Source organism: Gordonia pseudamarae (assembly GCF_025273675.1).
In the GTDB taxonomy this organism is placed as follows: Bacteria; Actinomycetota; Actinomycetes; order Mycobacteriales; family Mycobacteriaceae; genus Gordonia; species Gordonia pseudamarae.
The window spans coordinates 3,928,333-3,941,617 of the sequence record NZ_CP045809.1; the positions used below are offsets into that span (position 1 = coordinate 3,928,333).

Below are 13,285 nucleotides of genomic sequence, written 5' to 3' on the forward strand. Positions count from 1 at the left end.
ACGATCCGGCCGGTACCGGCCGGATCGGTGACCAGCACGGTCTGCACCAGTTGTCCGGTGGCGGTGCCGAACCGGCGGGTTGCCTGTTCGTGCGCGGTCACCAGATCGGCGTTGAATCCTTCGGTGCCGACGGTGTGTTCGGAACTGATCGCGGACACCGCCGCGGCGGCGTCGAAGTCGTTGCCTGCGACGAGCTCCCATGCCGTTGCGCCGCCAAGGGATTCTTGCGGGGTTTCGCGGCTCGTCGCCTGCACTCCTCGCACCGGGGCCGGCGAAGATGTCAGTGATGCCGACAGCATCGGGTGGTGGGCGACGAGTTCGCCGAGCAGCTCGGCCAGCACGTCCGCGGTCAGACCATTGGGGGCAGCGAGGATGTTCGACTGGTTGAAGTCGGCGAAATCGGCTGCGGTATCGGCATGTTCGATCATCCACGACACCACCGGCGGCACCGGCATCACACCGGACGCACCACCTTCGGGCTCAGCCAGCTCGGGCAGACGCGCCGAGGTGTCGGTGATGGCGGCGGCCATCCCGCGCACCGTGCGCCGTTCGAAGATCTCTCGCGGCGACAGATCGAAGCCCGCTGCCCGCACCGCGGAGGCGAGCTGGATCGACATGATCGAGTCACCGCCGAGCGCGAAGAATGACTCGGTGACGCTGACGCGGTCAACACCGAGCAAGCCCCCGACGATGGAGGCCAGAAGCTCTTCAACCGCACCCAGCGGGGCCGCATAGTCCAGGCTCACCACACCGAAGTCGGGAGTAGGCAGCGCTTTACGGTCCAGTTTGCCCGCCGAGTTCAATGGCACTTCGCCGAGCAGCATCCACACCGACGGCACCATGTACGACGGCAGTGCCTGCTCCACGGCGGACTTCACCACATCCACATCGACCGTGGACGGAGACAGGTACGCCACGAGATGTTCGGCACCGGTTTCGGCCCGCGCCACCGTCGCGGCGGCGTGCACCACGCCCGGTGCGGCGGCGAGTACCGCTTCGATCTCGCCGAGCTCGACGCGCTGGCCACGCAACTTGACCTGGAAGTCGGTGCGGCCCAGGTATTCGATGTTCCCGTCGGCATTCCAGCGCACCAGGTCACCGGTCCGGTAAAGCCGTGAGCCATCGACACCGTACGGATCTGGGATGAACCGTTCGGCGGTCAGACCGGGCTGCGTGGCGTAACCGCGCGCGATCTGGATGCCACCGAGGTACAGCTCCCCGGGAACACCGACCGGCACCGGACGGAGGCGATCATCGAGAACCAACGTCTCGGTGTTCCACACCGGCGCACCGATCGTCACCATCTCCGGCGCGTCGGATACATCGGCCCAGCTGACCTCGACCGCGGCCTCGGTAGGGCCGAACAGGTTGTGAATACCGACGTTCGGCCAGACATCGTGGACCCGCGTGACCACAGCGGCCGGCAGCGCCTCACCCGAGGCGAACACCCACCTCAGGCTCGTCAACTGCGCCAACCGGTCACGGTCGACAACATCGACGAACACCGACAGCATCGACGGTACGAAGTGCACCGACGTCGCCGCGGTCTCCTCGATCAGATCGACAATGTAATCCGGATCGGCATGGCCGCCCGGGCGGGCGATAATCATCTGCGCGCCGGTGAACAGTGGCGCAAACAACTCCGGTACCGACACATCGAACGTGTACGGCGTCTTCTGAATCACTCTGTCCCCGACCGTCCAGGGGAAGGCGTCCAGACCCCACCACAGCCGGTTCAGGATCGCCCGGTGCGACACCGTCACCCCCTTGGGGCGGCCTGTCGAACCGGAGGTGAACAGCGTGTAGAGCGCGTTATCCGGCGTCAGCGGCGCCGAACGTTCAGCATCGGTAACCGGTGCGATGGACAGATCCACCTCGTCGGCACACGACACGGCGATGGTGCGGACGCCGCCGATCCCGAACGTGTCCACGACCAGAACCATCTCCACACCGGCGGTATCGAGCATGAACTCAACACGGTCGGCGGGAGCGTCGGTGGCGATCGGCACGTACTGGCCACCCGCGGCAACCACAGCGTGGATCGCGACGATCATCTCGATCGAGCGATCGATGCACACACCGACTGCCACGTCCGGACCGACACCGATCGAGATCAGCTCACGAGCGAGCACACTCGTCCGGGCCGACAACTCCGCGTACGAGACAACTCGCCCCTCGAACCACAACGCGGGCGCATCGGGGGTCGACGCAGCCTGCGCGACAAGAGCGTCGGCGACGGTACCGGCGGGCACCGCGACGTCAGGACCGACGGCCCGCGCGAGTACCGCGGTGCGGGTGGCGTCGTCGATGAAGATGGCGTCGCCGAGCGCGATCGACGGGTCGGCGGTCAGCACGCCGAGTACCCGGACGAACCGGTTGGCGAACTCTGCGACGGTGGATTCGTCGAACAGATCGGTGGCATAGGTGACCAGACCGGACCATGCCGATCCGCTGTCTGCGGTGGATACCGCGACCGACAGGTCGAGCTGTGCGGGTACGCCGTCCACCGTGACGGGGCTGATCTGCACACCCGCGACGGACACGTCGGCATCAGCGACAGAGGCCGCCGGATCGAATGACAACATCACCTGAGCGAGCGGCGAGAACGCCTCGGACCGGACGGGATCGAGCGCCTCCACGATCGCCTCGAACGGCACGTCGGAGTGTGCGAAGGCGTCGAGGTCGGTACTCCGGACCTGGTTGAGCAGTTCATCGAACGATCCGCCCGTGGCGACGGTGGTGCGCAGCACGAGGGTGTTGACGAACATACCGATCAGCGGATCGAGAACCCGCTGGCCACGACCGGCGATCGGGGTGGCGACCGCGATGTCCTCGGTGGCCGACAGCCGCGCCAGCAGCGTGGCGAGCCCGCCGTGCACCACCATGAACGGGGTGATACCGCGTTCGGTGGCAACGGCCTCGACACGGGCGGCAATATCGCCGGGAATCTCGAATCCGACCTGAGCGCCCCGGTTGGAGGCGATGAGCGGACGGGGACGGTCCGCGGGCAGTTCGAGAACGTCGGGGACGCCGGCCAGCTTGCCGCGCCAGTAGGCGAGCTGACGACCGAGCACCGACGATTCGTCGGCGGGATCGCCGAGCACGTCGTGCTGCCAGATCGCGAAATCGGCGAACTGCACCGTCAGCGGCTCGATCCACGGGATCTCACCCGCGGTGCGTGCCGCGTACGCGGTGACGATGTCGGTCACCAGCGGCAGCAGCGACTCACCGTCGGCGCCGATGTGGTGCGCGACCACGGCCAGCAGGTATTCGCCGCCGGTTTGTTCACGCACCACGACGCGCAGCGGCCATTCCCGCGCCACGTCGAAACCGGTTGACACGCTGGTGAACAGGTCGTCGTCGGAGTCAACGACTCGCCACACTCCGCGGTCGTCGAACTCGGCGATATCACCGATCAGCTGGTAGGGATGACCGTCCTCGGCCGGGAACGAGGTGCGCAACACCTCGTGCCGGCCCAGCACGTCACGCACGGCGATGCGCAGCGCGTCGACGTCGAGTTCGCCGGACAGGCGCAGGACCGCGGGGATGTTGTACGTCGGCCGGGTCGGATCGAACTGGTTGATGAACCACATGCGACGCTGCGCGAACGACAACGGAATCCGCTGCGGCCGTGGCACAACCGCGGTGATCGGCGCGACCGTGGCGCCATGACCGGAAGTTGCCGTGATCAGTGCACGCACCGATGGCGCCTCGAATACGTCACGCACCGACACCGCAACCCCGAGCACCTCCGACGCCCGGGCCGCCAACCGCATCGCCGACAACGAGTTGCCGCCGATATCGAAGAACGACTCGGTCACCGACACCCGATCAGCACCAAGCAACTCCGCGAACACCTGTGCCACCGACTCTTCGGTACCGCTTTCCGGCGCGACGAATTCGGCCGTGACGGAAGCGAAGTCGGGTGATGGCAGCGCACGCCGATCCAGCTTGCCCGCACTGTTCAGTGGAACATCATCGATGAGCGTCCACACCGACGGCACCATGTACGACGGCAACGACTGCGCAACAGCCGCTTTCACCGCGTCTACGTCAATGCTCGACGGCGACAGGTACGCCACCAGATGCTCGGTACCGGTCTCGGCGGAGACCACCGTGGCGGCCACGTGCACCACACCCGGTACTGCGGCGAGCACCGCCTCGATCTCACCCAACTCGACACGCTGACCACGCAACTTCACCTGGAAGTCCGTACGACCCAGATACTCGATAGTGCCGTCGGTGTTCCAGCGCACCAGGTCACCGGTGCGGTACAACCGTGAACCGGGGTCACCGTACGGATCCGGGATGAACCGCTCAGCGGTCAGATCAGGCTGCGCGGCGTAACCACGCGCCACCTGCACACCACCCAGATACAACTCACCCGGAACACCCACCGGCACCGGACGCAGACGATCATCGAGCACCAGAGTCTCGGTATTCCACACCGGCGCACCAATCGTCACCGACTCCGGCGCATCCGACACATCCGCCCACGCCACCTCAACCGCAGCCTCAGTCGGACCGAACAGATTATGAATACCCACCCACGGCCACACCTCGTGCACCTGAGCCACCACAGCCGCCGGCAAAGCCTCACCCGAAGCAAACACCCACTTCAAGCTCGTCAACTGCGCCAACCGATCACGATCGACCACATCAACAAACACCGACAACATCGACGGCACAAAATGCACCGACGTCGCCTCCGTCTCCGCGATCAGACCCGCGATGTACTCCGGATCCGCATGACCACCCGGACGCGCAATCACCACCTGAGCGCCCGTGAACAACGGCGCAAACAACTCCGGCACCGACACATCGAACGTGTACGGCGTCTTCTGAATCACCCTGTCGCCCACACCCCACGCAAACGCATCCAACCCCCACCACAAACGGTTCAGCACCGCACGATGCGACACCGTCACACCCTTCGGCCGACCCGTCGAACCCGACGTGAACAACGTGTACAACGCGTTATCCAACGACAACGGAGCCAGACGATCAGCATCAGTGACCGGCGGTGCCGTCAGATCCACCTCGGCATCACACGAGACGACGATGGTACGGACATTCCCGGCCCGCCAGGTTTCGACGCCACTCGCTTGCGCTCGCGGCACCTCAACCGACGAAGGCGACACCTCCACCGACGAAGAGAACGTCTCAACCTGCGAAGAGGTCACCTCCACCGACGAGGTTGCCCCATTGCCGGTTGAGGTGCGAGGAGCGTCAGCGACGAGCCTCGAAACCACGTGAGATGACGTGTCCGTCACCAACACCACACCCACACCGGCGGTGTCCAGCATGTACTGGACACGATCAGCCGGAGCATCGGTGGCGATCGGGACGTACTGGCCACCGGCGGCGACCACCGCGTGGATTGCCACGACCATCTCGATGGAACGATCGATACACACACCGACAGCCACATCCGGCCCAACCCCGACCGACATCAGCTCACGGGCAAGCACACTGGTACGCGCCGACAACTCGGCGTAAGAGACACTGCGCCCCTCAAACCACAACGCCGACAACTCAGGCGTCGAAGCAGCCCGCGCCACAAGCGCATCAGCGACCGTGCCACGCGGAACAACAACCTCGGGGCCGGTAGCGGCGTCCAACGCCGCCCGGACGGTGTCCGCCGACAACCACGACGCATCACCAACTGCAATCGACGTGTCAGCAGTCAGTACGTCCAGAAGCCGAACGAACTTGTCCGCCATCGACAACACCGTCGACTCCTCGAACAGTTCGGTGGCGAACACCACCGAACCAGCCCAGTCCAAGCCATCGCCGCGCGGCGCGACGAGCACTGACAGATCCAGTTGCGCCGGGACAATCGGGGCGGCGAGCGGACTGATCTCCAGTCCGGCCACCGATACTTCCGTATCAGCAACCGAAGCTGCCGGATCGTACGACAGCATCACCTGCGCCAGCGGCGAGAACGCTTCCGAACGCACCGGATCGAGAGCTTCGACAATCGTCTCGAACGGCACATCAGAATGAGCGAACGCATCCAAATCGACGGTGCGCACCTGCTCCAGTAACTCGGCGAACGACACACCGGCGAACACCTCGGTCCGCAACACCAACGTGTTGACAAACATACCGACCAACGGATCAAGTACCCGATCACCACGGCCGGCGATCGGCGTGGCAACAGTGATATCGGCAGTCGCGCTCAACCGGGCCAGCAACGTCGACAACGCCGCATGAACCACCATGAACGGGGTAACACCGTGCTCACGTGCCACCGCCTCCACCCGAGCACCCACCTCGGCGGGAATCTGGAAGTCTGCTCGCGCGCCACGATGCGACGCGACGAGCGGCCGCGGACGATCAGCCGGCAGATCCAACACGTCAGGAGCACCGGTGAGTTGATCACGCCAATAACCCAGCTGACGACCCACCGTAGACTCGGGATCAGCAGCCGACCCCAATACCGAGTGCTGCCAGATCGCATAGTCGGCGAACTGCACCTCCAACGGCGTGAAATCAGGTGCTTTTCCTTGCACCCGAGCGGCATAGGCCACAGTGAGATCGGTCACCAACGGCAACATCGACTCGCCGTCCGAGGCGATATGATGCACCACAACCGCGAGGATGAATTCATCGGTATTACTGCGCAGCAATCGGATCCGTATCGGCCAATCAGTGGTGACATCGAATCCGGATGTGACGGTATTGGTCAGATCCTGCTCAGCCTCGACGATCGACCACACGTCCCGGTCGGCGAATTCCGCGATATCACCGACCACCTGAGCCGGTTCGCCATTGACCACCGGGAACGATGTCCGCAGCACCTCGTGCCGCACAAGCAGATCGGTGACCGACTCCCGCAACGCGTCCACGTCGAGATCGCCGTTGATCCGCAGCACCGCTGGGATGTTGTAAGTGGGCTGTGTCGGATCGAACTGATTGAGGAACCACATCCGCTGCTGGGCGAACGACAACGGGATTCGGTCAGGCCGCGGATCGGCCTTGGTGATGGGCACGAGCGCCGCCCCGTGACCCGACACCACCGCGATCAGCTCACGCACCGACGGCGCAGCGAACACATCACGCACCGACACGTTCACACCCAACGCCGCCGATGCCCGCGCTGCAAGGCGCATCGCCGACAGTGAGTTCCCACCGATATCGAAGAACGACTCGGTGACCGACACGCGCTCGACACCGAGCAGTTCAGCGAACACCGTCACGAGGACGTGTTCGGAACCGGTATGAGGTGCCACAAACCGGGTGGCTCTGTCGCCTTCGATATCGGGTGCGGGCAACTGCGTGCGGTCGATCTTGCCCGCCGCGTTGAGCGGCATGTGCTCCACCGGCGCCCACACCGCGGGCACCATGAACCCGGCCAACGACGCCGCCGCATGGGCCTTGACCGCATCGATATCCACCGAGGACGGTGACACGTACCCCACCAGCACCGCATCCTCACCCTTGCCCACGAGGGTGACAGCGGCATGGGACACACCCGGTGCTGCGACGAGGACCGCCTCGATCTCACCGAGTTCCACCCGCTGCCCACGCAGCTTGACCTGGAAATCGGTACGGCCCACATACTCCAGGTCGCCGTCGGTGTTCCACCGCACGATGTCACCGGTGCGGTACAGCCGGTCACCCGCATCGCCGAACCGATCGGCGATGAACCGCTCGGCGGTCAGAGCGGACCGCCCGGCATAGCCGCGCGCCACCAACGCACCACCGAGGTACAACTCGCCGGCCACCCCCACCGGCACCGGGTGCAATCGGCCGTCAAGGACCCTCGCGACCGTCCGTGACACCGGAGCACCGATCGTCACCGGCCGATGCGCGGACAACTGTGCACGTGTGGCGTAAATCGTCGCCTCGGTGGGACCGTACTGATTGGCCACCACCACCGCGGGCCATATGTGGGCCACCCGGTCCACCAACATCTGTGGCATCGGTTCCCCACCCACACACAACACCCGCAGTCCGATCGTCCTCAACACCGCATCGTCGACGACCTCCATGATCGTGGCCAGCATCGACGGCACCACTATCACCGTGTTCACCCGATGCCGAGCCCACAACGCCACCAGTGCGGTCGGGTCACGATGCTCGTCACCGGTCAACATCACCAGCGAACCGCCTACGGCGATCGGCCGGAAAAACTCCAGCACCGCCGGATCGAAGGTGAACGACAGCACCTGCGCGAACACATCCCGATCAGTGAACCCATTGACCGCCACATCGTGGCGCAGATGCGTCACCACCGAACGATGGGACACCACCACACCCTTGGGCCGACCCGTCGACCCCGATGTGAACATCGTGTATGCCGCGGCATCGACATCACATGCCCGTGCGACTTCACCCAAAGGCACCGAATCCCCCGCACGTGCCGTCGCGATCACCTGCGCGTCATCGACCTCGACGATCCGAACACCGGTCCGCTCCACGGCCACCGCAACCTGCTCCGAACCACCACCGGCCGGAACCAACACCACCCGCGCACCCGCGGTCTCCACGATGTACGACATCCGATCGGCCAAGGATTCCGGGTCAACCGGCACGAACTGCGCACCGGCCACCGCGACCGCGTACACCGCTACCGCCAACGACACCGATCGCGGCAAACACACCGCCACCGCATCCTCGACACCCACACCCAGCTCACCCAGTCGCAGCGCCAACGCCGCGACTGCCGAACCCAACTCGGCATACGACAGTGTCACCTCGCCGGCGATCAGCGCCGGAGACGAGGGACAAGCGGCAACCCGCTGGACCACCACATCCGCCAGTGTCGCCGGAATCGAACCTGTGACTGAATACGGTTCGGCACCAATCAGATCCACACCGTGCGCCAGCTCGGCAACCCAGGTGGCCCCGGCATCGTCGAGCAGTGCGACATCACCGACCACAACCGACGAATCCCGTGTCACGGCATCGAGGACCATGATCAACCGGGACATCATCGACTCGACAGTCGGCTCGTCGAACAGGTCTGTTGCGAACCGTGCACTGCCGAACCAACCGGTTCCGGGTTCGTTTACCGCGATCTCGATGATCAGGTCAACCTGAACCGGTGCGGCATCGAGGTCGACCGCCGACACCATCAAGTCGTCACCGGCGGCGGCATCTCGCCCGGAAGGTGCGGTCTCAGCGGCGTTCTGGAACAACGACAACCACACTTGCGTCAACGGCGCAAAGGCCTCCGAACGGACCGGGCTCACCGCATCGACGACCGCTTCGAAGGGGACGGAGTCATGTGTGAACGCAGCCAGATCGGTGTCCTTGACATCAGCGAGGACATCGATGAACCTCGCACCGAGGTCCATCCGCGTCCGCAACACCAGCGTGTTGACAAACATTCCGACCAACCGGTCCAACGCTGCCTGACCACGACCGGCGACCGGAGTACCGATCGTGATGTCGTCGGACGCCGTCAACCGTGCCAGCAATACGGCCAACGCACCGTGCACCACCATGAACGAGGTCACCCCATGACCGGCCGCCGTCCGCTCGATCCTGGCGCACAACGACGCCGGAATCGCAAACTGGACCCGCCCACCCCGCTGCGAGGCCACCGGTGGCCGCGGCCGATCGGTCGGTAGTGCCAACACGTCGGGAACACCGGCCAACTGCTCACGCCAGTACCCCAGCTGCCGACCTGCCACCGAATCCGCATCGCCGGGCGAACCCAGCACGCGATGCTGCCAGATCGCGAAATCAGCGAACTGCACATCCAGCGGTACGAATTCCGGCGCGACTCCGGCGACCCGCGCCACGTATGCGGTGACGATATCGGTGACCAGCGGACGCATCGACTCACCATCGGCGGCGATATGGTGGGCAACCACGGCCAGGAGATACTCATTGACCTCCGGAGCCGTACCACCTGAGGTCTCGCGGAGAACGACACGCACAGGCCACTCCCGGGTGACATCGAAACCGCTTGCCACGGAGGCGAACAAGTCGTCGTCGGAGTGAACCGTACGCCAGATACCGCGGCCGTCGAACTCTGCGATGTCGCCGATCACCTGATGCGGCACACCGTCGACGGCGGGGAAGACGGTCCGCAGGATCTCGTGCCGGTTCAGCACGTCGATGATGGCCGCGCGAAGGGCGGGCACGTCCAGCGTCCCGGATAGGCGCAGTACGACCGGGATATTGTAGGCGGTTGCGCTGGTATCGAACTGGTTGATGAACCACATCCGCTGCTGGGCAAAGGACAACGGGATTCGCTCGGGGCGCGGATCGGCCTTGGTAACGGGCACGAGCGCGCCCGCATGATCGGTCGTAGCCGCGATCAGTTCCCGCACGGTCGGCGCGGTGAACACATCACGCACCGTTACCTCTACGCCGAGTATCTCCGACGCCCGCGCCGCCAACCGCATAGCGGACAACGAATTACCGCCGAGGTCGAAGAACGAGCCGGCAACACTGACCCGGTCAGCACCAAGGACATCGGCGAACGCCGTCGACAACGCCGCTTCAACCGCGGTTGCCGGCGCCACGAACTCCGCGGCCACGGTCTCGAAATCCGGCGCGGGCAAAGCCTTACGATCCAGTTTGCCCGCCGAGTTGAGTGTCACGTCATCGATACCCACCCAGACGGTCGGCACCATGTATACCGGCAGCGACTGCGCCACCGACGCTCGCACCGCCTCGGTGTCCACCGACGCCGGAGACACGTATCCGATGAGGTGCTGGTCCCCGGTCGCCGATTCAAGCACGGTCGCCGCCGCATGCACCACGCCCGGCGACGACGCGATCGCCGACTCGATCTCGCCCAGTTCGACTCGCTGGCCGCGGAGTTTGACCTGGAAGTCGGTGCGACCCAGGTACTCCAACACCCCGTCGGTACGCCGACGCACCAGGTCGCCGGTCCGGTACATGCGGGTGCCCGGCTCGCCGCACGGGTCGGCGATGAACCGGTCCGCGGTCAGATCGCCCCGCGATGCGTAGCCTCGCGCCAACTGGACACCACCGAGGTACAACTCACCCGGCACCCCTGCCGGGACCCGCTGCAGGCGTGCGTCGAGAACCAGCGCGGACGAGTTCCAGATCGGCACACCGATCGGCACCGACGCGTCGGATGCCATTGCCCGCTTGATGTTCTCGGCGGTGATCTCGATCGCGGCCTCAGTGGGGCCGTACAGGTTGTAGAACAGAATGTTCGGCAACGCCTCGCGCACTTGCGCGGCAACTGCGGGTGGAACCGCCTCGCCGGTCAGCGAGATGATGCGCACCGAATCCATTGCCGAGATTCGGTGCGTACCCACGACGTCGACGAACACCGACAGCATCGACGGCACGAAGTGGACCATAGTGGCCCGCGTATCCTCGATGACCTCGGCCACGTACAGCGGCTCGGTATGCCCACCCTCTTTCAGGATGACCAGCCGCGCACCCGCCATCAACGGCGCGAACAACTCGGGCACCGATACATCGAAAGTATACGGCGTCTTCAGAATCACCGTGTCCGACTGGTCGATCGGGAGTTCGTCCAAACCCCACCACAGCCGGTTCAGCACAGCCCTGTGCGACAGGGTGACGCCCTTGGGCCTGCCCGTGGAACCGGATGTGAACAGACTGTAGGCAGCGTTGTCCGGGGACACCGGAGCCAACCGATCCGCAGCCGTAATCGCCGGGGTCGCCAGGTCGACATCACCTGAGCAGTCGACCAAGTGGATATGGATCCCGTTGCCCTGCGCGGTTCCGGCACTCATCGCCTGCGGCCCGCGCACCTGCGCCATTGCGGGGGCTGTGGTTTCAACAGCCAGCACCAGTTCCGCGGCTGCGGTTTCCACCATGTATTCCACACGGTCCGTGGGAGTGCCCAAGCCGATAGGCACGTACTGACCACCCGCCGCCACAATCGCGTGGATGGCGACGACCATCTCCACCGAGCGAGGAATACATAGGGCTACCGCGGTGTCCGGCCCCACCCCGAGTGAGATCAGTTCGCGGGCAAGCACGCTAACGCGTGCACCGAACTCCGCATAGGAGACACTTCGCCCCTCGAACCACAGCGCTGTCGCCTCGGGAGTGCGTGTGACCTGCGCGAATACAGGACTGTCGAGAGTGGTTGCGGACTGCACATCAACCCGATCACCCCACTCGGCGGCCTCAACGACGGCCAATTGAGCGGAATTCAGGAGCTCGATGTCACCGCATACCCGGTCGGCGTCGGCAGCGATACCGCACAAGATCTGCAGGAGAGCGTCGGCGAACACCTGAATTTGATCGTCGGCGAACGCGCCCGGAAGATACTTGATTTCCACGGACAATCCGTCAGCGACCGGAGCAGTCACCATATTCAGCGGATAGTGGGTCGCGTCACTGGCTTCGACCTCGAGAATCCGCAGACCGGCCGCCGCACCGGTGTCGGCGGCCGACAACGATTCGGTATTCACCGGATACGACTCGTGGATCGTCAGAGTATCGAATCCGGCCGGCACTGCCGTGGTTGCCAGGATTTCGGGCAGGGTCAGATACTGATGGTCCAGGACCGCCACCTTGTCGGCCTGCACCTGTTCGATGACCGCCGCGACCGGCGCGTTCGGGTCGACATCGACCACCACCGGCAGAGTGTTGATGAACAAACCAACCATCGTCTCCACCCCCGGCAGGTCTGCCGGGCGCCCTGACACGGTCTCACCGAAGGTGACCACCCGATTGCCGGTGATCCGAGACAGCAGAATCGCCCAGGCCGTTTGCAGCGTCGTCGCGATCGTCGAATTATGTTTCCGAGCAACTGATTCCAGCGCAGCTACGATCTCCGAACCGAGGACGGCAGCGTGTTTGCGCGGCATCGAGTCGACAGTCGCCTCGATACCCGGCGCCACCAGGGTGGCGCCGTCGGCACGTTCCACCACGCCACGCCAGGCCGCCAATCCGGCCGTGGTGTCCTTGGCGGCAACAGCGGCGAGGAAGTCGGCGAAATCGTGGCCGGTATCGACGGTGAACACATCGCCGGTCGCGTACAAGGCCAGTAGATCGGCCAGCACCAACGGACCCGACCAGCCATCGAAGAGAATGTGATGGTTGGTGATGACCACACCGATACCGTCGGCATGCCGCACCACCACCACCCGAAGCAGCGGCGGCGCCGCCAGATCAAACGGAACAGTCTTCTGCTCGATGCCGATCTCGGCAATACGAGCACGGGCATCGGTCCCCGACATGTCTCCGAGATCAATTGTCTGCCAAGGAACCTCTACCGACGGTTGGATGAGTCCGACAACCGAACCACCACGTGTGCGGACGAAGCCCGAACGCAGTACCCGATGCCGGGACACCATCTCATCAACCG

The 13,285-nt window shown here is 64.7% G+C and carries 1 protein-coding gene (cut by both window edges); it reads right to left on the reverse strand.

All 13,285 nt of this window come from inside a single coding sequence — locus GII31_RS17225, non-ribosomal peptide synthase/polyketide synthase (RefSeq protein ID WP_260840072.1), on the reverse strand. Of the gene's 59,919 coding nucleotides, 24,697 precede the window and 21,937 follow it; the stretch shown corresponds to coding positions 24,698–37,982 (codon 8,233, partial, through codon 12,661, partial); the first complete codon in reading order (the gene reads right to left) occupies positions 13,281–13,283. Both the start codon and the stop codon lie outside the window.